Genomic DNA, 24,489 nt, shown 5'->3' with positions numbered 1-24,489 from the left:
ATTGAAGCAGAGCTACTGTTACGGGCGGGAGTTACGTCTTTTAACTCCCGCGCACTTTCAAAAAGTCTTCGATAATCCCCCGGTGAAAGCGGTTACGGCCGAACTCACCATGCTTGCTACCCCAAATAATCTCGGCATTCCTCGACTTGGTGTCACGCTGTCAAAAAAGCGAGCCAAACGCGCTGTTGATCGAAATCGAATAAAACGTAAGATCCGCGAGAGTTTTCGATTAAAACAGCATAAAATACCGGCATTCGATATTATCGTGATTGGAAAGAACGGGGTTGTTAACCTTTCTCAGGAAGAATTACAACAACGTTTGGATTACTTATGGCGAACCTTAAGCAAGCGTTGCGCGCAATACCTATCGGCATTATCCGACTCTACCAACTGATCATTAGTCCGTTGTTAGGGCCGCGTTGTCGATTTACGCCAACATGCTCACAATACGCCATCGAAGCAATCAAAAAGCATGGTATGATGCGAGGCTTCTGGCTTGCCAGTAAGCGTATTCTGAAATGCCACCCGGGACATCCAGGCGGCTTCGACCCAGTTCCAGGCTCTGAGCCCTGTGAACCGGACACAACGAACCAAAATAAAACAGAGACGAAGGACTTATGAATTCGCCACGTTCTATCTTGTTTATTGCTTTCTTGGTAGTAACCTTTTTCCTCTACCAAAATTGGCTCATTGATACCGCGCCGGGCACGCAAAAAGCGGCCTCTGCACAACAGTCACAAACAAACACCGACTCAGGCATTCCTGAAGCGCGTATGGAGCCAACCGCAACAGAAAGCGCGGTTCCACAGGCATCAAGCGGTGATGTTTCGAGCACTCCAGTTACCTCAGGTAGCCAACGTGTACGTGTTAAAACCGATGTACTTGATGTTCTCATCGATACCAACGGTGGTGATGTAGTCAACGCACAGTTGCTCCAGTTTGCACGCACCCAGAACTCAGATGAACGCTTTGAGTTATTGCACGCAAACCCAAATCAGTTATACATCGCACAATCTGGTTTAGTTGGTGCAGACGGCACCGATTCAGCGAGCGGTCGCCCAATGTTCCACGTAGAACAAACCAACTACGAAATGAATGGCGATGATACCCTTGAAGTGCCTTTGCATTACACGCTTGAAGACGGCAGCCAGGTAACGAAAACATTTGTTTTCAAAAAAGGTTCTTACGCAATCGATGTGGTTTACACCATTCGTAACGCAACAGCCTCGCACAAACAAATGCAGTTTTATGCACAGCTGAAACAAGTGATGACCGAAGGTTCAGGCAACATGATGATGCCAACCTATAAAGGTGGCGCTTATTCATGGGACGAAGACCGTTACGAAAAATATGCTTTCGACGACATGCGCGATCAACGCTTAAACCGCGCAACAGAAAGCGGTTGGGTCGCAATGCTTGAACATTATTTCGTATCCGCATGGATTCCGCGCGGTGAAGGCAGTAAGCAATTGTTTTCTCGTATCCTTGGTGGTGACCAAGCAATTATGGGCATGATGTACCCTACTGCTACTGTTGCACCAGGTGCTGAAGCACAGATTCGCTCAACCCTATTTGTGGGTCCGAAAGACCAAGATGCAATGGCTGTTGTCGCAGAAGACCTTGAGCTGACTGTTGATTACGGCTTCTTGTGGTGGTTAGCGCAACCGATATTCAAACTTCTTCAGTTGGTGCAAAGTGTGCTTATCAACTGGGGTCTGTCGATTATTGCAATTACCATCATCATTAAGGCGTTGTTGTATCCATTAACCAAGGCACAATATGTGTCGATGGCGAAGATGCGCATGATTCAGCCTAAGATGACTGCCCTGCGTGAACGTTATGGCGACGACCGTCAGAAAATGTCACAAGCCATGATGAAGATGTATAAAGAAGAAAAAGTAAACCCGCTCGGCGGCTGTTTACCTATGCTTCTGCAGCTTCCTATCTTCCTAGCGCTTTACTGGGTATTGCTTGAAAGTGTTGAATTGCGCCATGCACCGCTGTTCCTGTGGATCAACGACTTATCCGCAAAAGACCCTTACTACATACTGCCTGTGTTAATGGGTGCGTCTATGTTTATGATGCAACGGTTGCAGCCAACCCCAGCAACTGACCCAATGCAGCAAAAACTGCTGCAATACATGCCAGTAATCTTTACCGTATTCTTCCTGTGGTTCCCTGCAGGCTTAGTACTGTATTGGTTAAGCAGTAACTTGATTACCATTGGTCAAATGCAGTGGATCTATCGTGGCCTTGAGAAAAAGGGCATGATGGAGCGCCGCAAAAAGAAGTAGACCATGGACTTTGAGCTAACGAATGACACGATTGTCGCGCAAGCCACGCCCCCAGGGCGTGGTGGCGTCGGCATAGTCCGAGTTAGCGGGCCGGCGGCAACCACTGTCGCCGAGCGTATGCTAGGCCACTGCCCAGCAGCACGAAAAGCAGAATACCTCCCGTTTGTAGATCTTGATGGCAACCTTCTCGACGAAGGCATTGCCCTATTTTTTAAAGGCCCGAATTCATTTACTGGCGAAGACGTACTCGAACTGCAGGGGCATGGTGGCCCTGTACTTATCGATATGATCATTAAAGCCATTCTCGATTTCCCTGAAATAAGGCCAGCCCGCCCAGGTGAATTTAGCGAACGTGCGTTTTTAAACGACAAACTGGATTTAACCCAAGCAGAAGCAATTGCTGACCTTATTGATACAACGTCTGAGCAAGCAGCAAAAGCGGCGTTACAGAGCCTGCAGGGGGGCTTCTCGCACGAAATTGACCAACTTGTCGACCAAGTGATTCATTTGCGCATGTATGTAGAAGCCGCAATTGACTTCCCTGACGAAGAAATAGACTTTTTAAGTGACGGTAAAGTATCCGGCGATCTTGAAGCGATTCTCGACCGCCTGCAGCAGGTGATGGTACAAGCCAAGCAAGGCTCGTTACTTCGAGAAGGCATGAAAGTAGTCATTGCTGGGCGCCCCAACGCTGGCAAATCTTCATTGCTCAATGCACTCGCTGGCCGCGAGTCAGCAATTGTAACGTCGATAGCTGGCACCACACGCGATGTGCTGCGCGAGCACATACAGATTGACGGTATGCCCCTGCATATCATCGATACGGCCGGGCTACGTGACAGCCCTGACGAAGTAGAGCGTATTGGTATACAACGCGCCTGGGATGAGATTCGGGGCGCTGACCGCGTGTTGTTTATGGTCGACGCCACAGAAACTAACGCAGTACACCCTGCCGATATCTGGCCAGAGTTTTTTGAACAGCTCTCTGACGACCTGCCGTTTACCGTTATTCGGAACAAAGTTGACCTCAATGAAGAACCCGTAGCCATTGAAGACATTCACGGCATTCCAGTTCTTCACTTAAGTGCAAAAACTGGGCGTGGCGTTGAACTGCTGCGCGAACACCTAAAACACTGCGTTGGCTATACCGCGACCAGTGAAGGCAGTTTTATGGCGCGCCGCCGCCACCTCGACGCGCTTGAACGCGCACAGGAACATCTGCTAACCGGTCAAGAACAGCTGGAGCAAAACCTCGCTGGCGAACTGTTGGCGGAAGAGCTCCGGCTGACACAACAACACCTGAATGAAATAACAGGTGAATTCACCTCTGACGACCTACTGGGCAAAATATTCAGCAGTTTCTGCATCGGCAAGTAAGCTTTATTTTAGCCAGTTTGGATTGTTTTTGCTCAACACATGCTTCTTGGTATCAGGCTCTATAGCTAAAATTACCTTGTGGTCGTCAATTTCCTTAAATACCTCAGCAACGGTTAGCTCGGTTAACTCCATCAGGCCACAATCAGCATGGCCATTGATGTGGATATAGCTTTGACCGCCATATGTCACATCTTCTGTTTGTTCCATAGGCAGCACTTTCAGTTCGCATTCAGCATTAACAGATACAGAGCGGCCAATAAATTCAGCGATGCGCATATCAACATTCATACCCTTCTCACCTGACAGGGAAGGAACCAAGGTTTCTAAATCATGCTTGACCAAACGCCACTGCCAGGCAAAACCATTTTTATGATTCTCCACTTCGCTAACTACAAAAAAGCTGGTACTAAAACGATGCGCAGCGCTGGGCAACGAAGCCCCTAAAAGCACCAAGCAAACCATTACTATTATAGTTTTCATTCTCATAACTCCTTCGCAGCATCAAGTAAAACAAGATCAAATGGTTCACGCGATACCGACACAGTTAAGCGCGCCCAATAAAGCGCAGCGTCAGCATCTTTCGAAATATAGGCGTGGTAATAAGCTAAGTCTGCTGTGTGCAGCTCATCGTGCCGTAATTCGCGAATATAGATTCGCTCAGCGGCTAATTGACGCCAACAGGTCAATGCACTTTCGGCTTCCAGTTCAGCCCGAGCGAAGCGCACAATCAAACTGTCTGGCAACAATGAGTCGTTAGCTGGGCATTCAGAGGTTTGCGAAAGTACCTGCTGAGGTCTGTTCTGTAACAACCACACATCAATTATCTGCTTCTGCACAACAACAGGTTGCGCCGCGTAATTGTCACTTTGTAACCAATTTAATGCGGCTTCATAGTTGCCCAATAAATGGGCCTGTTCGGCAAGTATTTGACGGCGCCACAACACGATGGCGCTGGTGCGCGTTTTATCTTGGTCAGCTAATCGATTGAGCCCTTCATAAGCTAACTTAAGCTCACCAGCACGGCCTTTCACCTCCAGTTCGCACGTGCCCCATACATCAACTGGCGCGAGCCCACGTAGCTGTTTGCAGGCTATTGCCGCCCGCTCAACTTCGCCTAGCGTTAATAATATTCGGGCGCGCATCAATAATGCACTGCTCATCAATGTACCTGTCGCTTCAACCCGCTTGAGAGTGTCCAGAGCCTCGGCAAACTGATGACCGAATTGCAAGTAGTCAGCCCGTGCCAAATACCACTGTGCACGTTCTGTTGTGTCTAGCGAGGGTATACGTGCGCTGACCGAGCGCCACAGCTCTTCAGCTTCTTGATGGTAAGCATGTGTTGCTTCCTGCTTGCCCTCTTCAACCAATTTCGCATAGTGCTGGGCTGAAGAAAAAGGGGCTGCGGCAGCGCCGCAGCCCAACACCAACAACACCATGAGGAACGGTGTATAAGTGTTTACTTTACTCATTGCCTGCTACCTCTCCAGCAGCAATCAGATCATCAAACTCCGCAGTTGTTGTTACATCCTGCTGATAATCGCGACCGTTCACCGCCAAAGGTTGGGCGTCAAAATTCTGTCCAATCGCATTACGTACCGAAGCACGAAACGAAACCGACAGTAATTCCACCGTAATACTTACTTTCGCTCGTGACGAAAACTGACCATCAGAAACACTGAACATAAACTCGTCATTACCTACATATTCAGCATTTGGCACATAGGTAAACGAACCATCTGAGTTGACCGAAACGCTTCCTTTTAACGGCTCAGCTTCCAACGCATAGGTCAACATGCCCTCTTCACTATCAGCAGCTAACAATTGACCTGTTACCGGCGTATCGGCGGTTGTGGTGATTTGCGTCGATATTGCTTCGGGCGCAGTGTTCAGATTCGGATCAGAATCTAAACAACCGCTAACCATGAAACTCACACCAAGTAGCATAGAAATTCGAACAATCATGTTCATCATGATTCATCTCCTTATTGCGGTGAACCCGCAAGCGGTGTTAACAAATAAGGGAAGCTCGTATTAAAGAAGCTACTATCTAGTGGCGCGCCATCGGTAAATGGTGCCGTACCAACATTTGCATCAGCAGGCTCACAGAAGCCTAAGTTTGTTGGCTGTCCATTTACAGGAATGTCATGGCACAAAGCTCCCATCACAACGCGTAATGCAATATCGACCACATCATCGCCAGGTCGACGCCCATTCGGAAAACCCGCGAGGTCATTCCCTGCAACACCAAAGTTAGACTGTAACTCGGCTGGAGTGGCTGGAATCGCAGTATTTAACCTGAGCATTTCTGAAGGTGTAACCGTAGCTTGTTGGTTAACGCCTTGAAACCCTGTCAAAAATGCAGCAACTAAATCAGCGCGAGGATAATTTGTTGGTGCGATAGTTTCAAAGCTCGTGCCCAATGTTGCATTTACAGCATCACGGAACAAAATGTCCAAAATAATCGGCAATGTTGGATTCGTCACATAAGTAGCAAATTGTCCATCGTTTGAAGGATGCGCGGACGAAAAGCGATCTTTATCATCAATGCCAATCACGAGCTCATTCACTAATGGCGAGCCTAATCGTGATACTTGAACCAAAGCACCACCATTAACTTCTGGTTTGTCGGCTACTGCATTCGGGTTCAAAATTCGTGCTTGCGGCAAACTTGCTGTGGTCCAAGCGCCGATGACACCATTACCGTCACCCACTAAACACGACTTAGGAACTTCAAGCGCAATTGAATTTGTGTTTTTATCGTTCAAGTCATCATTATCCGTTGACTGCGTGATTCCGCCTGGGAAACCACCACCATCACCCGCACCTGGTGCACTGTCGCCCTCAACGGGAACATAATTCACCAAGTCAAAGGTTTCGCCAAGATTAACCGTGAACGGGTCTTTTCGCTGACCCACAAAAACGCGACCATTCGCACTGCAGTTTGGAATACTCACTTCATAAACATATTGGTTAGCGTAGGCTTCATAGTCGGCACTTGAGCCAAACGTCTTTTGCCCCACGTAAGCGTAAGGCTTCACGAATTCCATTTCTCCGCTAGCGCCTGTTACTGGACTGCCAGCGCCCTGCGATCCTGAAACTACCGATAAGGTATATGTTTCGTTGTAGTTGAGTGCTGCAGAATTACCTGCGGCAATGGCGCCAACATGTTTTAAAGGTACGCTCACCTCAACACCATCGGGACCCACAGGCAGCTTAACGCCTACAATTTCGTTGCTAAACCGAAATTCAAAAGATAAGTCTTCGACTGCATCGCCATCAGAGTCGATGTGTAGCGCGTAAACAGCGGCGGGGTCCATCGCAAAATAGTTTGGACCACCGTAACTGTCTTGCAATGGAATATAGTTAGCTATGAGCGTCACATAGTCTTCACGACCAGTTTCATAACTATTGAATAGGTAAAAATCCGTTGAATCAACGGTCGGTAAGCGAGCTATATTCGGAGCCTCACGGTGGCTCGAAGCAAACGCTGCCGAGCCAGCAACAACAGCACTCAATACTGCCGTAGCAATCAATGTCTTATTGTTCATTATAATGCCCTCTCAATCGTCTATACATGGTTTCTAAACCCGTTACTGCGTTGTGGGTCTCGAACAAGTAACGATTGAGTGGGCATATTGGATGCAACTTTTTTTAAAGCGCCACGAAGTCTGTCGTATAAACAACTGGGCCAGATGGCACAGCGAGTGGCGAACCGCCTAATGGCTCACGGCTCACCGCCAGCGCTGCAACATCATTCAAGTTGATAGTAGCCGCTATTGTGAGCGAACGATCGCCTTGTTGTGGTAACAACCCAAGAGAGATTGGCGCACTACCCGATTGCGGCAACATCCACAATTGGTAATCGTTATCTGCTCGCACTTCGATGTTCCCAACAGCGCGAACACTTAACGTCTGATCATTTTGTTGAATCAACCAAAGTGTTTGTGCGTCATCATTTTGAATTACCGCTACACGCTCGAAAACTTGAGTTTTTTGAGGCTCATCCGGACTAATAACCAATAGATTAATCAGCAATAACGCAGCAGCTAAGCGAAATCCCCACGACCACCAAGACGACTTTACAGGGTCCTTCGGTAGCCACCCCAAGCGCTGTTCAAGACTTTTCCAAATGCGCTCCGGAGCTTGGCGTTCTGGCAAGGTCTCAGTTAACGCATAAAGGTGTTCCTCCCAAAAGGCAACTTCATCGCGTAAACTTGGAATCGTCATTAACAAGCGTTGAAAACGTTTTCGGGCAGAACCACGCATACTTCCAATAACGTAACGCGCGGCTAGCTGATGCTTAATTTCAGTCGTTGAATAGTTCATCGCTTTAAGCACCTCTTTAAGCTTTCCAATCCACGGCGAATCCAGCTTTTTACTGAGCCCAACGCCTCACTTAAATAGTCGCTCACTTCTTGATGGCTTAGCCCGCTGATATAAGCAAGCTGCAAACATTGGCGCGTTTGCGGTTGCAATTCTTGCAAACATAACTTCAGTTGGTGGTTCTGGTTTAATTGATCAAGAGACTGCTCGAGGGTATCGATAGCCGGTAACTCATCAACGTTATCGTTAAAGTTAATCGAATTATCTTTACTACGTAACAGATCGATAGAACGATACCGAACCATACTAATTAACCAACTCATCACCGAACCTTTAGCGATGCTGTAATCACCGGCGCGGTGCCAAATTTTAATGAAAGTATCTTGAACGGCATCTTCTGCCCACGCTTCTCGGCGAACAATGGCATAACTGACGGAGTACAACTTAGCGGACGTGGCTTCATACAAGCGTCGGAACGCAGCTCGGTCACCTAATGCGATTTGCTGGAGTTCCCGGTCCAGCGACAATGGTGACGACATAATGGTAGGTCCTTTTTTATTGAATGACATTTCAAGTACGATAGTACCTGCTATTTAGATTCACTTTTTGCAACGAATCGCTTTACACTAACACCACACACAGTAGCCGCAACGACATTACAACAAGAGAGAAAAAAATGGGATTGATCATAAAGCTAGTGCTCGGCATTGCCGCGGGAACATTAATAGGACTGTACACACCACTTTGGCTGGTTCAATTATTGATTACCTTTAAAGAGATTTTTGGGCAATTACTGTTTTTCACCATCCCACTGCTCATTCTATTTTTCATCACTAGCGGTATAGCCGGGTTACCACAAAATTCAGGCAAGCTGCTTGGCCGAACCCTTGGCATAGCCTATCTATCAACTATTGTTGCTGGTACCGTTGCTTACTTTGTCGCCAGCGTTGTGGTCCCACTTCTAACGAGTGCTGCCGCGCGCAGCCAGTCAGCCGACGCCCAACTCGTAGAACCATTTATTACGTTGGACATGCCACCAGTATTTGGCATCATGACCGCCTTGGTATTAGCTTTTATCTTCGGTTTAGGCATTGCGGCAACCCGTGCTGAACAGCTCAAACAACTGTCTGACCAAGGTCGCGACATTATTGAGTTGTTGCTCAGCAAATTTATTATTCCGCTGTTACCATTTTATATCGCTGGGGTTTTCGCCGAAATGGCCGCCGCGGGTACGGTGTTTGGCACCTTAAAAACCTTTGGTATTATCCTTGTGCTGGCGATTGCCTTGCACTGGGTGTACATCATTTCAATGTTCACCGTGGCAGGCGTAAAAGCAGGTATCAGCCCAGTAACGCTTATTAAGAACATGTTACCGGCTTACTTTACTGCGTTAGGAACCATGTCGAGCGCCGCAACCATTCCGGTGACATTACGCAGTGTGAAAAACAATAAAGTGGATGAAGACGTTGCCAACTTTGCTGTACCGCTTTGCGCAACCACGCATTTAGCCGGCTCTACCATTACCATTGTTAGCTGCACGCTCGCGGTGATGTACCTGCACAGCTCACTCGCTATACCGTCGTTTCTGACTATACTGCCATTTATTTTGATGCTGGGTGTCGTGATGCTTGCAGCACCGGGCGTACCCGGCGGTGCGGTGATGTCAGCGGTAGGTTTGCTGGGCTCGATGCTCGGCTTTGGCGAAACGGCCATTGCATTAATGATTGCGCTATACATGGCGCAAGACAGCTTTGGTACGGCCTGCAACGTGACCGGTGATGGCGCTATTGCTATCTTGGTTGATCAAGCCAATAAAGCCAAATAGGCTAGTTGCTTGAGTCTTTGTCTGCGGCAGTCTCGGCTGCCGCAGCATTTACAAACGGAATACGCATTAACCCCCACAGCGTGGTTGTTTGTTTCGCCTCGCGGTAATTACTCAAACCGATATCCACACCATCAGAGCCAGCTTCCGGTTTATCGGTATAGCTGCCGAAAACGTGGTCCCACCAACTGACACTAAAGCCATAATTGCTATTGGTTTCTCGCGGCACGGTACTGTGGTGAATACGGTGCAACTCCTGCGTTATTAGTATTTTTCGAACCCAGCGTTCGATACCGTTGGGTAGCGACACATTGCCATGATTAAACAATGAGCAGGCATTTAGCAGCACTTCGAAAATAATAATAGCCAAAGCCGGCGCCCCTAAAGCGATCACAACAACAGCTTTAATGCCCAAGCTCAGCACAATTTCTAGGGGATGAAAACGCAGCCCGGTTGTGACATCAAAGTCAGGGTCGGCATGATGCATACGATGAATGCGCCACAATAGCGGTACCCGGTGAAACAGCCGATGCTGCCAATAAATGGCGATATCCAGTGCCACCACAGCTATCACAACTGCCAGCCACGCCGGTAACTCTACCTGATGCAGCAATCCCCAATTATGCTGCGCCGCATACAGCGCAATACTCACTAAGCCTGCCGGTAATAACAGACGGGTAATAAGCGAATCAATCACTACAATGCCCAAATTAGCTGGCCAGCGCTTGGCGCGGCTGTAACGTGGCTCACGTTTCGGTGCAAAAACCTCCCAAGCGACCATGGCGACCATCACACCTAAAAATATACTCAGCCGAATGGTTGCTTCGTTCATTATTTAGCCTCGCTTAGGGTTCGGTAACCAACCACAATGCGTGTAATGGCTGTAATCCAGCACGCAGCTGCAAAAATGAGCGCCAACAGTTCAAAGTGTTCAGGCCACACGCAAAAAGCGACAAAAGCGACAATAGTTTCAAAGCCTTCGGTGAGCCCACCCATATAATGCAACGATTTATTCGGATAGCGCGGATTTTCGATGCCGCGTTTCGCTGCAATTACGGCAAAAGCTAAAAAGCTTGCGCCCGTGCCCATAAACGTGACCAGCAGTAGCCCTGCTGGTAATGCATGTTCAAAAGGGCTTGCTAACAAGAAGCCAAACACCACCGCGCTGTAAAAAATAAAGTCTAATACAATGTCCAAAAAACCACCCGCATCCGTGGCGGATGTACGACGCGCAACTGCACCGTCAAGTCCGTCGGCAAGGCGATTTAATAAAATAAAAATTAACGCAACTTCGTACGCTTGCGCAGCTAAAGCCGGTACCGCCAGTAAACCCACCAAAAACCCTGCTACGGTAACTTGATCAGCAGATACTTGTCGCTTCACCAACCACCGTGCTGGGTAATCTAAAATTCTTCGGGTGATAGGTGTCAGTAATGGGTCAAGCATGTGTGAGCTCTTTCATTGAAATAATTGTTCCGGGTGCGTCTTCTTTGTCGTGCGTTACCAGCAAAACAGGTATATTGCGCTGCTTAAGTTGCGCAAAAACCCACTCGCGTACCGTGCCGCGCAACGCCGAATCTAACGACGAGAAGGGCTCATCCAACAATAACGCCTCAGGTTGAGCCAGCAAAGCCCGCATTAATACAACGCGCGCCTGCTCACCACCACTTAATTGATGGGGCCACGCATTTGCCTTATCCGACAATTGCATCGCCTCTAACGCCTCTAAGGCCGCTTGATGGCGTCTCGGATCTTTGCGCGGCAATGCAAATAAAAGGTTTTCCAGCACTCGCAAATGCGGAAATAAATCGCCTTGCTGATGCAACAACCCTATTTTACGTGCATGGATAGGCAGTTGATCACGTCGCTTGCCGTTCAACCACAACTCGCCGGTTATCTGAAAATCAGGTAGTGGCTCACCCAACAACCATTTGAGCAGCGTTGATTTACCACTCCCACTGGCTCCCATTAAAGTCAGAACCGAACCACCTACTACGTGCAAAGATTCGATACTAAGAAACACATGCTGTTGCTGACTTATAGTTAAGTTTTTAATTTCTAACATGCTGTCGTTTCCACCTTTGCTCATTACCTTGCTGGCTAGCCCAAACCAATAATACAACTGGAAGAAGCGCTTGTAACAATGCATAAACGCTCGCCATGCGCCAATCGCCACCTGCGGCCAAGCTTACAGCTTCAGTTGTAACTGTCGGATAACTCACACCAGCTAACCATAGCGTGGGTATATACTGGGCAATACTCACCGCAACGCCCACCGCAAACGCTAACGCAACACTGCCGCGCAATTGGGGGAACAACACAAGCAGCCAAGCATTGAAGGGGGAATGCCCCAAGCTTTGTGCCTGGTACAGCCAGCGTGACGGAAAACTCATATACGCGCCATGCAGCACCAAGTAAGCGTATGGAAACGTAAAGGCCGCATGCGACCACAGTAGCCATAGCCAGCCTGCATCTTGACCAAGAGTACGCTGCCACCCCAATACAATTGGAAGCTGAGGAACTAATAGCAACAATAACGGCAGCCAAGCCAGTGCCTTTTTCCGTTGGCTACGTTGCCGTTCAAGCACCAACAAGGCACAGCCAACACCCACCGCCGCACTTGCTAGTGCAAGCCAAAGACTATTCTGTAATAACGGCCACGCATAAGGCCACTCACTCGTCCAACGTTCCAAACTCCATTGCTGAGGCCACAGATTTGGATAGAACCACGCGCCCGAAACACTCTGGACAATTAAAGCAAGCACGGCCGAACCGCACAGCCAAAGCAACAACTGGCTACCAAAGCCGGAACCTATACGCTGTACCGAATGACCAAGCGGGCGACCCATTGCATTCAAACTAAATCGCCAATACACCGCTTGGTTCATTGCAATCACGACGAATAAAATCACCCCTAGCGCAATCAGGAGCCACTGCCCGAGCCAGGCCTCAACACTTGCCAAATCGGAGAAGCGTAAACTTGCCTCGTGCACTCGCGGCGCAAGCAAAGGCGGCGTATTTGGCCCGACCATAAGTGCGATATCAACCACGGACAGGGTATAAATAGCAACGGCAACAAGCGGAAACTTCAAGCGCGGTAGCAACGCGGGCACCACCACCAACCACCAGCAGCGCCGCTCTGAATACCCCATACTTTGCGCCTGCGTCTGCCAGCGCTGAATAGGCAGCTGATCACGTTGGGCTGCAATCATTAAGAGTAAGAATGGCACTTCTTTTATGATTAACACAATGGCCATGGTGATTAAGGATTTGTCGGCTATCCACCAATGTGCAGGGGGGCTCGGGAATAACTCAAATATGCTGTGAACAAGGCGCACCAACCAACCGCTCGGGCTTAATAGAACCATCAACCCCACCGCAAGCGCCGCATGAGGCACAGCCAGCAACGGCGCGATGCGTGAACTTGATAAACCAACAGTGATGCGCTGACCTAACCACAGGCTCAGATAACAGACTGCTAGTATTACACCTACCGTAAAAGTGAAGCTCGCAAACGCTGACTGCAGCCAGCTTTGCCACTGCAGCTGTTGCACTAATTCTTGGGAGAATACCGGCAACTGAAATAACGTGCTGCCGCCCACACCGAGTGGCAACAACACTAAAAATAGGATAACTGCTAGTGAAAGCGCGCGGCCCACTGTTTCTCCAAATAATTGTGCCAGGTTACATGAAAGTCGTTTGCGGCCGGTAATAAGTTTGCTTGTTCAACTTGTTGAATAACGGCAGGGTCACCCCAGCCTTGCAGATCAGCTTTTTTTCGCTGTGCTGTTTCACTGAGTAAAAACTCAATCACCTTAATCGCTGCTTCAGGGTTCTCAGCACTGCGAGGCACCGCTAAATAGTGGCTGTTGGTAATGGCTGCATCACCAATCATGACTGCTTTACTGGTTGCGGGTATGCGTCCTTGGTTCGCTAACGTAAGCACCTCATTCGGGTTGAAGCTAACCGCGTTATGTAATTGCGCATTGGTGAACAGATTCAGTTGCTCCGCAGCACTTGCTGGAAAGGCCTCGCCTTGCTGCCATAGATGCGGATGCAGCTGCTCCAAATAAGCCCAAAATGGTCGCATGACGGACTCGACATCAACCGCTGAAGTGCGCTTCTGGAAAACGCCGGTATCGGTAACCAAATCGAGGGCCAGCATTTTTAAAAAAGTGGTGCCATGAAACTCCGGCGGTCGCGGGTAACTGATACGGCCGGGGTTAGCTTTTGCATAATTCAGCAGCTGTTGCGTGGATAGTGATGACTGCGTAACACAGGTACCGCACATGAGAAGATGAAACTGGCCTATACCCCACGGCACTTCCAAGCCATCGACTGATTCACCAAAATCAATCTGCCAACCAATGTCGGTGCGCACATGCTCTATTCCTTCCACCTTCTCAGCAACAGCAAGTAAAGCGTCACTGTGTTTTAAGGCGTGAAAGTTTTCGCCATTTATCCAGATTAAATCGGCATTACTGCGACCAGAGGTTATCTGCTTTACCACTTCAGCAATATCTGCAACCTTAACGTGCTGCAAGGTTATGCCTTCAGCTTCAAGCTCGCGCGCGGCCCAGCGCAAATAATCATTGATAGCGGGCTGCCCACCCCATGCGTAGAAGTTTACTGGTACCGGCTGCGCATGCGTCACACTCGTCGCCAGCACACACGCAGCCAAAGCGAAGATTGCGACCAAGCCTCGAAAGGTTTTCATTTAGTCGCCTCCCCGGCGCCAGCGATGAAATTTAGCAACCCAGCGCAATAAGGCTTCTGGCGCATGGGCACGTTTCCAGTTACCAGCCACATACTTATTTGCCTCCGCTAGCGTCGGGTAGCTATGAATCGTACCCAAAATAGCATTTAAACCGATACCCTGCTTCATCGCTAGCACATATTCGGCCAACAGCTCACCGGCTTGGGGCCCGACAATATTCACACCCAAAATCTTGTCTTTGCCAGGCTTGGTTAACACTTTAATGCGGCCACTGTCTTGCGTATCTGCTATTGCCCTATCGAGATCAGAGAAATCGTATTCGGTGACTTCATAGTCAACGCCTTGGCGTTTCGCTTCTTGCTCGGTTAAACCAACGTTCGCAATTTCTGGTGACGTGTAAGTTACCCAAGGTATGACGGAGTAGTCCACGCGGAAGGTTTTGTACGGCCCAAACAGTGCATTAACCGCAGCGTACCAAGCCTGATGTGATGCAACATGGGTAAATTGATACGGCCCTACCACGTCTCCGCATCCATAAATGGATGGATAATTGGTTTGTAGCAGCGGGCTTACATTCAGCGTTTTCGCAAACTCAACGCCAAGCTCTTCCAAACCAAAACCGGTCAAGTTTGCTTGCCGGCCCAGTGCGATAAGTACGGTATCAAACTCAATCGGAACTTCCTTCTCATCGTTTTCAGCAATCAACTGCGAACCCTGTTCGGTCGCTTCAAATCGCAGCGCTTTATGCGATAACTTCAGGGCTACGCCGTCGTGTTCCAATGCCTTGGCTAAACGGCTTGCTGTGTCTTCGTCTTCATTGGCAAGCAAGCGATCGGCCATTTCAACAATCGTCACCTGCGAGCCCAATCGCGCAAATGCTTGCGCTAATTCACACCCAATGGGTCCGCCGCCCAATATGGTCAAACGTTTCGGCAGGTCGGTTATCGACCACAACGTATCCGACGTCAACCAATGCACCTCATCCAGCCCATCAAATTCCGGCACGAAGGGTCGTGCGCCAGTTGCCACAATAATCGACCGCGCACTAATACGCTTGTTTTGCCCGCCGCGCGTCACTTCAACTTCCCACGGTGACACGATTTTCGCATCACCCAGCTCCACATCAACGCCTAGATTGGTATAACGCTCAATGGAGTCGTGTGGCTCTATCTTGGTTATAACGTCCTGCACATGGTTCATTACCTGTGCGAAATCCACTTTAATACCATCAACGTGCACGCCCATCTGCGCGCCTTTGCGAGCTTGTGCAACTGTTTTAGCAACGTTCAACAGCGCTTTCGAAGGAACGCACCCGGTATTTAAGCAATCGCCACCCATTTTTTCACGTTCAACCAATGTGACTTTGGCCTTTACCGCCGCCGCAATATACGCACTCACCAGCCCTGCTGAACCTGCACCAATAACAACGAGGTTAGTATCGAATTTTTTGGGTCGTTGGTAATCACCAAGCAAGCGGCGCTGTTTAATGCGACTCAGCAACCATTTTGCAATCAGTGGAAATACACCCAGCAGCACAAAGGCTAAAATAAGATCAGCAGAAACCACATCCCCCAGTGAATCAACTTGCGCTAATTGCGTGCCTGCGTTCACATAAACAGCCGTACCAAGCAACATGCCTACCTGACTTACCCAGTAGAATGTCCAGCCCTTAATTTTTGTTAACCCCATGGCAAGGTTAATCACAAAGAACGGAAATAAAGGCACTAACCGTAAGCTCAGCAGGTAAAACGCACCGTCACGCTGTAAGCCCTGATTAATCGCCTCAAGACGTTTTCCAAAACGGGCCTGTACCCAGTCGTGTAATAGAAAGCGGGCACTTAAAAATGCTAATAGCGCACCGATAGAACTGGCAAAACTGGCCAGCAATAGCGCCCAGGCAAAACCAAATATGGCCCCCGCACCTAATGTCATAATGGTGGCGCCAGGTAAGGACAACGCTGTAACCAACACATAAGCGGCAAAATAGACTAAAAATGTCTGTACTGGGTAATCAACAAACCACTGCTGCAGCGCGGTGCGTTGCTCTTTGAGTGTTTCTAACGTCAGGTACTGGGTTACATCAAACGTAACCGCAAGTACCACCAGTAAGGCAATGACACTCACAACAACCCATTTTTTCAATGACATTTTCGGTCCTTTTTAAACTGCAGGTTAAAAGCTAAATTCCAGTCGCATGCGGGCGTGTCGCGGTTCTACCGGAAATGCCAGCGTTGAGCCAAAGTAGCCGCCTTCGAATACCGGCGACCAATTGTCTTGGTCGGTCAGGTTGAGCACCTCAAGACGCGCATTAAGCGCCGGTGTTACCTGCCAACTCAGGTTCATGTTCACCAAGTGCTGGTCGCGAATCATGACAGTTTGCAAATAGTCCAGTGGGTACGATTTTGTATACGAGATATCACCGCCTAATTGCCACTGACTGACGAAGTTCCAACCCCAAGCCGCCGACAGCTGCACCGGAGGAATACCCTGAACGCGTTGTTGTGAGGGAGCAAAGGCAGCAAAGTTCGGTGCACCAACGCCAGTACCTTCAATAATATCCGGCCGCGAATCATCAAACGCGTCTGCAACTTGACGGCTGTCTTGAAATGCTGCTGAGTTGTCAAAACGTGCATCAATATAGGTTGCTGCAAGTGTCACCCAATAGCCGGCCTCGTGTCGATAATTCCATTGTGCCTCGACCCCTCGAGTAAAAATACCAGAGTTTGAGCCATCTCGGTTACGCAAACTGCGTGTTTGCTCAAATACTGCCGCATCCGCATACCAACGTTCACCTTCTGGCTGATACTTCACCCCGACTTCATACAGGGTATTTTCGGTCGCAAAATTCTGCGAATCAATTTCTCCCGCAGCATTGAGTACATGCCCTCCAGCCATTGAGTTCGAGGTGGAATCGCTCCAATAAGCTGTCGCATACACATTCATGTCCGGCGTCAGTGCAAAGCGTGTATCCGCATGCCATGCAAACAGCCAGTCCTGGTGCGTGTCGGCAGCTGGTACGAAGCCAACTGGGGCTATTGGGTCTCGCGCCGAAACATCATAAAAATCGGCGCGGGCACCCAACCGTGACGACCACGAATCGGTAAACACAAACTCCTGCTGAGCAAATACACCCAGCTGAGTACTTTTCGAATTCGTTGTATCCGATAGATTGAAATCGCCAACACCGTCGCCATCACGATCATACTGGGCGCCAGGCGACACAAACAGGCCGGGCCGCAATTCAATCAAGCGAGCTTGTTGCGCTTCAGTGAGCGGAATTCGACGCGCCTCTAAACCTGCGGTTAGGTCGATAGGTAAGTCGGCCTCAGTAGTGAACTGGCTGTATCCGAGTACGTCGTTAATACGCACATTTGCACCGAGGGTTGTGCCTTGCTGCCAGTGAAGTTCCAACCTGTTTTCAAAGGTTTCCGCCCCATCAATTATCTCAACGAAACTATTTTGATTGATGCCGTCACGGTTAAGGTGCTGGTAGTAGGTTCTGTTGACTAACGTTAGGTCGTTACTCAACTGGCGCGAATAGGTCGAATGCAGCAACCATGTTGTTGCCGTATTGGTATCAAGCGGATCAGTAAGCACTTGTGAGCGCGGAATTCGCACTTGCCCAGTAGGGCTGATTATTGCAAACGCACCTGGCACTTGCGAGTTATTCGGTTGCACACCTATACCGGTAATATATAGGTTATCGTCAATTAACGCTTGTGTAGGCCGATTAATACCCGCGTTGTCTGTCCATTGCGCGTCATAGTATTCAAGGCTAACGGCCCAGTCACTTTGAGCATTCGGTTGATAACGGTAGGCAACAACAACACTATCACTGCGCAAACCGCTGTAGTCGTAAAAGCTCCCCTCATCAACATACTCGGCGCTAACGCGCAGCGCTTGCCGATTCGGTGCAAGCACCCAGTTTTGGTCAACTTGCAAACGGTGTTGCTGCCATTCACCGGTGCGCCCGACCAATTTTGTCGCGGCTTCATCAGTGTGCGCCTGCTTTGGCTGCAAATCGACAAACCCACCAACACGCTGCGTGGTTCCCAACATGATAGGTGGCGCGCCGCGGGCTACCACAATACGCTCGATACCATTTAATGAAAGCGGCACGCCCAGTCCATTATTACCTGCCTGCCGCCGCATACCTGCTTGAAATAGCTCGCCCAGTTGGCCGCGAATGCTCGGCAATGAAGGGGTGCCAAATCCACTCGGTGCGTAAGCACTCGGTGCAAACCGCGCAATATCATGCAAATCATCGATTGCCGCTTCTCGCATCAACGACTCATCAATAACCGTCACGCCACGCGTAATCTCATGTACCGCTTCGGATAAGCCAAAAATTCCTGATACAGGTTGCTCATGGGGCATGACCGTTTCATTGGCTTCACCAATAACATCAATCACTTCAATTGGTTGGTCTTTTTCTTGCGCAAAGACTGTCAATGGCGAGAATGCCAGTAAAACCCAAACTTTCATTTTTGTTCCTTAAACTAAAGACAACTGAGCTGTTACCCGAAATGCCACCGAAAAGATCACCAACCATAGCATACTGATTGCTTTACCACGCGCGTTGGCCGTGCTTTACTCGTACTTTATCCTAGCGCTTTTTAAGAAAATTCCTATGACCAAAACTCGCGACCAAGCAACCAAAACTTCGGATTCACTCAACGATTTGCTGAACCACATTGCGCGTGACACCGAACTTCACTTCGAATCTGGTCTTTGTGGCGCTTGGACACTCGCAATGACAAACCCGCAACATGTTGGCTTTCACCTTGTGACTCGCGGTCACTGCTGGTTTGGCTTAAGCGAAGACCAGCAAGAATTGACGGCACAACGTTTGGATGAAGGCGCAGCAATTTTTGTCAACCGCGGGATTTCTCATTTTTTAAGCCATACCCGGGTGCCGCTTGAGCTTAGTCACAACCAACTGAAGCAACTCTGCGAACCTGCGCATATTAATTCAGGTATGGTTTGTTACGATGTTTTAGCCGAAGGGCAAGCCATCGACTTGTTCTTTCAACTTCTACCTCGGTATGTCATCTTCACCAGCGCTCAACAAACCGATACCTTAAAAAGCATTATTCAGTTAATTCGAACTGAAGCCCAGCTTGGACAACCAGGCGCTAAAGCGGCGATTCAGCGTCTTAGCGATGTATTCACGTTACACCTTTTACGGCAAATGTTAGGCTCAAACCAGCTGTTAAATGGTCCTTTTGCCGCTCTACATGACAAACATCTCAGCGCCGTTCTGGCAGCCCTTATCGAACATCCTGAACATAATTGGTCCGTGCCCGACATGGCGAGCCGCGCCTTTCTATCCGAAAGCGCTTTTGCCGAGCGCTGCTATCGCATCACTGGGCTCACTCCCAAAAAGTTACTTGATCAGGTGCGCTTGCATATCGCGACAACGTTATTGCAACAGCCAAACCTGCAACTCGATGCCATCGCGACCAAACTGGGCTACCAATCCAGCACTGCTTTCTCACGTTTTTTCAAAAAATACATGGGTGTCACCCCCTCATCATTCCGGCAACACAACTAAAACCCTTCATTGCGCAACAGAAACACGGCACTTCTACCGTTGCCCTATTATTTTCATTCGTTCGGTCTAAAGTTGGCATGACGAACAGCAACTTTGGAGACCAACCATGTCAAAATTTACCCTTCACACTATCGAGTCAGCTCCGGAAGCAGCCAAAGATTTACTTCGTAACTCGGAGAAGTCGATGGGTATGATTCCTAATCTACACGCTGTAATGGCCACTTCACCGGCATTGCTCAACGCCTACCAACAACTGCATGAACGCTTTACGAACAGCAGCTTTAATGCAGAAGAAATGACTGTTGTGTGGCAGACTATAAATGTGTTTCACGACTGCCATTACTGCGTTCCTGCGCATATCGCAATCGCGAAAAGCATGGGCGTTGACGACGACATCACGGCATCGATTAAAGCAGGTAATGAGCTCGACGACGACAAACTTGAAGCGCTACGCCAGTTTGTACTGAGCATGTTAAAACAGCGCGGTAATGTGGCCGACGACGTATTAGAAAGCTTCTATTCCGCTGGGTTTAGTCAACAACATGTGCTGGATGTTATCGTGGGCATTGCTCAAAAAACAATGAGTAACTACACCAACCACATTGCGCATACCCCAATTGACGAACCCTTCAAGAAATTTGCATAAAGGCGGCAGACTATGAATCAACTTGAAAAACGACTGGTTTGGTCCCTGCTAACGCTACGTTTGAGTGTGTTTATTGTAATGCTCATTTGGGCGCTGGATAAATGGATTAACCCTGCGCATACCGCTGCAGTTTTCGACAACTTCTATGGCATTAGTGGACTTGGCGAAATGGCAGCAGCCGTTCTCGGCGGCTTACAGATCATCTTATGTATCCTGTTTGTGCTTGGTGTCGCTAAGTTTGTGACTTACGGGATTATATTCATCCTGCATGGCGCCTCGACATTGTCGTCTTACGCGCAATATCTCGATGCTTTCAATAATCTCTTGTTTTTTGCCGCATGGCCAATGTGGGCAGCCTGCTTCACACTCTTTTTTATGCGAAGTTATGACAGGTTTACACTCGGTGGCTCAAAAAACTAACGGTAAACCGCCACGCATAGCGCGTGGCGGCAATTCCTCGTGCATCTAGTTTTCTAGATGCGCTAAAAACTCGCGAATACGATCAGCATTTTTACCCACATCGCTGCGCCCTACGCGCGACTTGCTGCGAATATCTAGCTGGGTTTCACCTGCCTGAGCACTTATGCGAATCACCACGTCGTCCTTAAAACCAAACCATGTTGTGGTGTCAGTCGCTTCAATACGGCCTTCATCACGATCACCCGCAACCAGCTCCCAACCCATATCTTTAACAGCCGTTAGAGCTTTGTCATAAAGCTCCTCTGTTGCAAGGTCTGTGCGATACGTTTCAAGGTCCGGGTAAGCTTTAAGTTGTTGCTCGGCAGTTTCAGGCCCGGCGTATTCAACTGGGTTTGGCGCATCAGCGCGCAATGAAGCAATGGCAACAAACTCTGGTGGGTTCTCTGTATCGGTTGTTATGTCATGAATAGGCGGCACACTGCGCGCCTTCTGCAACTGGCTATAGGGCATCCAAACTGCAACCGCTGCAGTAATGAGTGCAATAATTGACAAGGTTGCACGCGTTCCTTTGGGGCGCTGCCATACAAGCCATACAATCAGCAACACGCCCGCACCAATTCCAATGTATGCAGCCCAACGTAGCAACAAAAACGCCGAGCCTAGCTCAAGCACCTCAAAACGGTACAACGGCCCGGCGACCAATAGTAGTAAAAGGGACAGAATGCCAAGGGCAATCAATAGGTCATTAATTTTTTTCATGGTTATAAACGCCTAGTTAGTCAACTGGATCAGTTAGTTTAGACTATAGCTACGAAAACAAAGCGTAGCGAGATCTATCACAACAAAAAAGCCCACCTAAAAAGGCGGGCTTTTACGAGTATTCCGTGTCAGCTATTACGCTTCGTTTGGCACAATTCGTAATTCGACGCGTCGGTTTTGTTGACGTCCGCCAGCGGTACTATTGTCAGCGACCGGCATGGTTTCGCCATAACCAACGGTTGTGACGCGGCGTTGATCGACACCATTGCCAACCAAGTGATTTCGCACTGACAATGCCCGCGTTTCTGACAAACGCTGGTTATAATCCGCAGCGCCTGTGCTATCAGTATGGCCTTCAACTAACATCGTTGTTTTTTCGTACCGGTTTAGCACTTTCGCCACATCAATAAGCACTGGGTCAAAACTTTGCGCAATGCTGGCGCTATCTGTCGCGAAGGTCACATTACTTGGCAACTGCAAACGGATATTGTCGCCATCACGAATGACTTCAACGCCGCTGCCGGCAAGCTCCTCACGAAACTCCTCTTCTTGCCTGTCCATATAAGCACCAATTGCACCACCCGCTATGGCGCCTGCTACAGCACCCCAAACATAACGACTTTTGTCATGATCTCCAGTGCCTTTGCCAATTACAGCGCCCGCTATGGCGCCAATGGTTGCGCCTTTCTGTGCATTACTCATACTTTCACAGCCCACTAAAACAAGCGATGACACTGCGACTGCTAAGATTAATTTTTTCATAATGCTAAATGTCCTTTTCTACTCAATGATAGATAAAATTTAGCACAGTAAAAATTCGCTGCGCTGCAGTTTGCGCCAATTTAACTTTCGAAAAACCGACTATTTCTGGTTTCGAACAAAAAACGCGACAACAGCCGAGGTGATAACACCCATAGCAACAGCACCAATAACAGCCTGCATCATGTAACTTTGTAGTGAAAAGTATTCTAATGCCTGCGCCTCAGTCATATTGCCACTACGCACTGCAAACTCGACCATATTGGTAAAAAAGTGAGGTGACACTATGGTGTGCGCCAACCACTGCGTTAGCGGTGATAAAATAGCAACCACAACGGTAATTCCCACACCACTCATAAAGCCCTGTTTCCAGGTCATACTACCGTTCAATTCTTTATCGCGTTTTTGGCGAAGGGCAAATACATACACAGCAATGGCAACAACAGCGAACAGATTCGTCCACACCATGTGGTATTCAATGTAGGTGCTATGCAAGCCAACAAGGCGTTCAACAAGCAACCAAAGCAACATCGCCACGCTGAAAATAAAGCCCCAGCGGATCTCAAGTTTATAATTATTCATCAAGCACCTTCTTCGTACTTTGTTGGATGGTTACGCGGCAACTCGAGAACGAATACGTTTAATCGCTTGGCTATGCAGTTGCGATACCCGTGATTCGGTTACATCCAGTACTGCGCCGATCTCTTTGAGGTTTAACTCTTCTTGATAATAGAGCGTCATGACTAATTTTTCACGCTCGGGAAGGGAATCTATTGCATCCATGAGCAAAAGTTTAAGCTGCGCAGCACCAATTTGTGCTTCGGGCTCAGCTTCTTCAGCATCATTTGACTCAGCGCCCGGGCTTTCGCCGACAACTTCGTCATAAGACAATATAAGGCCATTATTGGTATCTAGCAACAGCTGATGATAGTCGCTGAGCTCCATACCCAGTTCCGCGGCAATTTCGCGCTCTTCCGGCATGCGACCAAGCTGCTGCTCTAAACGACGAATGCTTTGCTCCAACTCACGTCCACTTCGACGTACACTTCGTGGCAGCCAGTCTCGACTGCGAAGCTCGTCAATCATAGCACCTCGAATTCGCTGATGCGCATAGGTTGAAAATGCGACACCCGACTCTGGGTCAAAGCGATCAACACAGCCCAGTAAACCTTCAACGCCTGCTTGAATCAGATCATCGACATCCACCCCGGCTGGCAGCTTTACTTTTAAATTAAAAGCCTGCCGCCGAACCAGTGGATAATACTGTTCGATTAAGCTGTTTTTGTTGATTTTACCTTCCGCTGTGTACATAGTTTTCAGCCTGAAAATACCAAAACATCAATGTCTAAATAAGCCTGCGCCACGTGTTGAATATTATTCAATAAACCTTTGCGTGACGTCATGGGTGGGTGTAATGCAATAACGCGCTTTGGTCCACCGGCTTGTTTCATGGTTTTAAGCGCGTCATAGGCGCGTTTAAAACTATTTATATCGTTGTCAATCCATACGGCCCATCGAGGGTAAGTGCTTACCAACTTATCCATATTCGGATAATCGGACGCTACCGGAATAACCCGCCATCGCGCTGGGTCACCGACCCATTTCTTACCTTGCTCGGCCCATCGATGAAATACATTAACTGCTTGCAGGGCTTGTTCTTGGGTGAGCGTGTTTAATCCTAACACCACAACTTGCTCAACGTCAGCTTGTTGCTGATCGGGTGACGCAGGTTGGGTCACTGATTCCGTTACCGTATCACCGTCGTTACGTTTCGCGGCCCACTGCCGTAAGCTCGCTGCTTGATCACTCATGATTAAA

General features: G+C 48.8%; 26 protein-coding genes. 8 read left to right on the top strand and 18 right to left on the bottom strand.

What is annotated here, in order from left to right; translation table 11 throughout:
• Position 1 precedes the first annotated feature (1 nt).
• Genes rnpA through mnmE form a run of 4 tightly spaced genes read left to right on the top strand, consistent with a single transcriptional unit; the run spans position 2 to position 3,671 of the window.
• Positions 2–394: a ribonuclease P protein component gene (rnpA, locus tag ACN0UY_RS07295; protein ID WP_417666044.1), complete on the top strand. Its 393-nt coding sequence runs from the start codon at positions 2–4 to the stop codon at positions 392–394.
• The gene (gene yidD / locus ACN0UY_RS07290; protein WP_417666043.1) at positions 331–621 is read left to right on the top strand and encodes a membrane protein insertion efficiency factor YidD; all 291 of its coding nucleotides are present in this window, start codon (positions 331–333) and stop codon (positions 619–621) included. Before rnpA ends, yidD begins: the two co-directional genes overlap by 64 nt.
• Positions 618–2,294 (top strand): membrane protein insertase YidC, encoded by a 1,677-nt coding sequence (gene yidC, locus ACN0UY_RS07285; RefSeq protein ID WP_417666042.1) that lies wholly within the window; start codon positions 618–620, stop codon positions 2,292–2,294. The genes yidD and yidC overlap by 4 nt, the downstream gene beginning before the upstream one ends.
• A 3-nt stretch (positions 2,295–2,297) precedes the next feature.
• On the top strand, positions 2,298–3,671 hold the full coding sequence (gene mnmE / locus ACN0UY_RS07280) for a tRNA uridine-5-carboxymethylaminomethyl(34) synthesis GTPase MnmE (protein WP_417666041.1): 1,374 nt from the start codon (positions 2,298–2,300) through the stop codon (positions 3,669–3,671).
• A 3-nt stretch (positions 3,672–3,674) separates the two neighbouring features.
• Here the strand turns inward: mnmE and ACN0UY_RS07275 are convergent, their stop codons facing one another.
• The 6 genes from ACN0UY_RS07275 to ACN0UY_RS07250 all read right to left on the bottom strand — a co-directional run bounded on the left by ACN0UY_RS07275 (position 3,675) and on the right by ACN0UY_RS07250 (position 8,533).
• On the bottom strand, positions 3,675–4,151 hold the full coding sequence (locus ACN0UY_RS07275; RefSeq protein ID WP_417666040.1) for a hypothetical protein: 477 nt from the start codon (positions 4,149–4,151) through the stop codon (positions 3,675–3,677).
• Between the two features lie 2 nt (positions 4,152–4,153).
• On the bottom strand, positions 4,154–5,140 hold the full coding sequence (locus ACN0UY_RS07270) for a tetratricopeptide repeat protein (RefSeq protein ID WP_417666039.1): 987 nt from the start codon (positions 5,138–5,140) through the stop codon (positions 4,154–4,156).
• Positions 5,133–5,642 carry an Ig-like domain-containing protein gene (locus ACN0UY_RS07265; RefSeq protein WP_417666038.1) on the bottom strand — a complete coding sequence of 170 codons (510 nt, stop codon included), beginning with the start codon at positions 5,640–5,642 and terminating at the stop codon, positions 5,133–5,135. The genes ACN0UY_RS07270 and ACN0UY_RS07265 overlap by 8 nt, the downstream gene beginning before the upstream one ends.
• 11 nt (positions 5,643–5,653) lie before the next feature.
• A complete protein-coding gene (locus ACN0UY_RS07260) occupies positions 5,654–7,219 on the bottom strand; it encodes a DUF4331 domain-containing protein (RefSeq protein WP_417666037.1) in 1,566 nt (521 codons plus the stop codon).
• A gap of 103 nt (positions 7,220–7,322) precedes the next feature.
• Positions 7,323–7,997: an anti-sigma factor domain-containing protein gene (locus ACN0UY_RS07255; RefSeq protein WP_417666036.1), complete on the bottom strand. Its 675-nt coding sequence runs from the start codon at positions 7,995–7,997 to the stop codon at positions 7,323–7,325.
• Complete coding sequence (locus tag ACN0UY_RS07250; RefSeq protein ID WP_417666035.1) at positions 7,994–8,533, bottom strand: sigma-70 family RNA polymerase sigma factor; 540 nt, start codon at positions 8,531–8,533, stop codon at positions 7,994–7,996. Before ACN0UY_RS07250 ends, ACN0UY_RS07255 begins: the two co-directional genes overlap by 4 nt.
• 137 nt (positions 8,534–8,670) lie before the next feature.
• Here ACN0UY_RS07250 and ACN0UY_RS07245 point away from each other — a divergent pair, with 137 nt between their 5' ends.
• Positions 8,671–9,819 carry a dicarboxylate/amino acid:cation symporter gene (locus ACN0UY_RS07245; RefSeq protein ID WP_417666034.1) on the top strand — a complete coding sequence of 383 codons (1,149 nt, stop codon included), beginning with the start codon at positions 8,671–8,673 and terminating at the stop codon, positions 9,817–9,819.
• 1 nt (position 9,820) lies between these two features.
• Here the strand turns inward: ACN0UY_RS07245 and ACN0UY_RS07240 are convergent, their stop codons facing one another.
• Genes ACN0UY_RS07240 through ACN0UY_RS07210 form a run of 7 tightly spaced genes read right to left on the bottom strand, consistent with a single transcriptional unit; the run spans position 9,821 to position 19,018 of the window.
• The gene (locus ACN0UY_RS07240; RefSeq protein ID WP_417666033.1) at positions 9,821–10,648 is read right to left on the bottom strand and encodes a sterol desaturase family protein; all 828 of its coding nucleotides are present in this window, start codon (positions 10,646–10,648) and stop codon (positions 9,821–9,823) included.
• Complete coding sequence (locus tag ACN0UY_RS07235) at positions 10,648–11,262, bottom strand: CDP-alcohol phosphatidyltransferase family protein (RefSeq protein ID WP_417666032.1); 615 nt, start codon at positions 11,260–11,262, stop codon at positions 10,648–10,650. The genes ACN0UY_RS07240 and ACN0UY_RS07235 overlap by 1 nt, the downstream gene beginning before the upstream one ends.
• The gene (locus ACN0UY_RS07230) at positions 11,255–11,881 is read right to left on the bottom strand and encodes an ATP-binding cassette domain-containing protein (RefSeq protein WP_417666031.1); all 627 of its coding nucleotides are present in this window, start codon (positions 11,879–11,881) and stop codon (positions 11,255–11,257) included. The genes ACN0UY_RS07235 and ACN0UY_RS07230 overlap by 8 nt, the downstream gene beginning before the upstream one ends.
• On the bottom strand, positions 11,868–13,475 hold the full coding sequence (locus ACN0UY_RS07225; protein WP_417666030.1) for an ABC transporter permease: 1,608 nt from the start codon (positions 13,473–13,475) through the stop codon (positions 11,868–11,870). Before ACN0UY_RS07225 ends, ACN0UY_RS07230 begins: the two co-directional genes overlap by 14 nt.
• A complete protein-coding gene (locus ACN0UY_RS07220) occupies positions 13,454–14,533 on the bottom strand; it encodes an ABC transporter substrate-binding protein (protein ID WP_417666029.1) in 1,080 nt (359 codons plus the stop codon). Before ACN0UY_RS07220 ends, ACN0UY_RS07225 begins: the two co-directional genes overlap by 22 nt.
• Positions 14,534–16,681 carry a dihydrolipoyl dehydrogenase gene (lpdA, locus tag ACN0UY_RS07215; RefSeq protein WP_417666028.1) on the bottom strand — a complete coding sequence of 716 codons (2,148 nt, stop codon included), beginning with the start codon at positions 16,679–16,681 and terminating at the stop codon, positions 14,534–14,536.
• A gap of 24 nt (positions 16,682–16,705) precedes the next feature.
• On the bottom strand, positions 16,706–19,018 hold the full coding sequence (locus ACN0UY_RS07210; RefSeq protein ID WP_417666027.1) for a TonB-dependent receptor: 2,313 nt from the start codon (positions 19,016–19,018) through the stop codon (positions 16,706–16,708).
• 145 nt (positions 19,019–19,163) lie between these two features.
• Here ACN0UY_RS07210 and ACN0UY_RS07205 point away from each other — a divergent pair, with 145 nt between their 5' ends.
• From ACN0UY_RS07205 to ACN0UY_RS07195, 3 genes are all read left to right on the top strand, one after another.
• The gene (locus ACN0UY_RS07205; RefSeq protein ID WP_417666026.1) at positions 19,164–20,087 is read left to right on the top strand and encodes an AraC family transcriptional regulator; all 924 of its coding nucleotides are present in this window, start codon (positions 19,164–19,166) and stop codon (positions 20,085–20,087) included.
• A gap of 106 nt (positions 20,088–20,193) precedes the next feature.
• Entirely contained in the window at positions 20,194–20,733 is a 540-nt protein-coding gene (locus ACN0UY_RS07200) for a carboxymuconolactone decarboxylase family protein (RefSeq protein ID WP_417666025.1), read from the top strand.
• Between the two features lie 12 nt (positions 20,734–20,745).
• Entirely contained in the window at positions 20,746–21,153 is a 408-nt protein-coding gene (locus ACN0UY_RS07195; RefSeq protein WP_417666024.1) for a hypothetical protein, read from the top strand.
• Positions 21,154–21,198: 45 nt separating this feature from the next.
• On the opposite strand, the gene ACN0UY_RS07190 is transcribed toward ACN0UY_RS07195, so the two are convergent.
• The 5 genes from ACN0UY_RS07190 to ACN0UY_RS07170 all read right to left on the bottom strand — a co-directional run bounded on the left by ACN0UY_RS07190 (position 21,199) and on the right by ACN0UY_RS07170 (position 24,482).
• The gene (locus ACN0UY_RS07190) at positions 21,199–21,912 is read right to left on the bottom strand and encodes a DUF1499 domain-containing protein (protein ID WP_417666023.1); all 714 of its coding nucleotides are present in this window, start codon (positions 21,910–21,912) and stop codon (positions 21,199–21,201) included.
• A 135-nt stretch (positions 21,913–22,047) separates the two neighbouring features.
• Positions 22,048–22,674, bottom strand: a complete 627-nt coding sequence (locus tag ACN0UY_RS07185) for an OmpA family protein (RefSeq protein WP_417666022.1) — start codon at positions 22,672–22,674, stop codon at positions 22,048–22,050.
• Positions 22,675–22,773: 99 nt separating this feature from the next.
• Positions 22,774–23,253 carry a DUF4199 domain-containing protein gene (locus ACN0UY_RS07180; RefSeq protein ID WP_417666021.1) on the bottom strand — a complete coding sequence of 160 codons (480 nt, stop codon included), beginning with the start codon at positions 23,251–23,253 and terminating at the stop codon, positions 22,774–22,776.
• Positions 23,254–23,283: 30 nt separating this feature from the next.
• Positions 23,284–23,982 (bottom strand): RNA polymerase sigma factor FliA, encoded by a 699-nt coding sequence (locus ACN0UY_RS07175; RefSeq protein ID WP_417666020.1) that lies wholly within the window; start codon positions 23,980–23,982, stop codon positions 23,284–23,286.
• 5 nt (positions 23,983–23,987) lie between these two features.
• Positions 23,988–24,482 (bottom strand): hypothetical protein, encoded by a 495-nt coding sequence (locus ACN0UY_RS07170; protein WP_417666019.1) that lies wholly within the window; start codon positions 24,480–24,482, stop codon positions 23,988–23,990.
• Between the last annotated feature and the right edge of the window lie 7 nt (positions 24,483–24,489).

Source organism: Pseudidiomarina sp., assembly GCF_048268165.1.
In the GTDB taxonomy this organism is placed as follows: Bacteria; Pseudomonadota; Gammaproteobacteria; order Enterobacterales; family Alteromonadaceae; genus Pseudidiomarina.
Note: the sequence above shows the minus strand (reverse complement) of the source record. Positions and strands in the feature narration are given on the sequence as shown.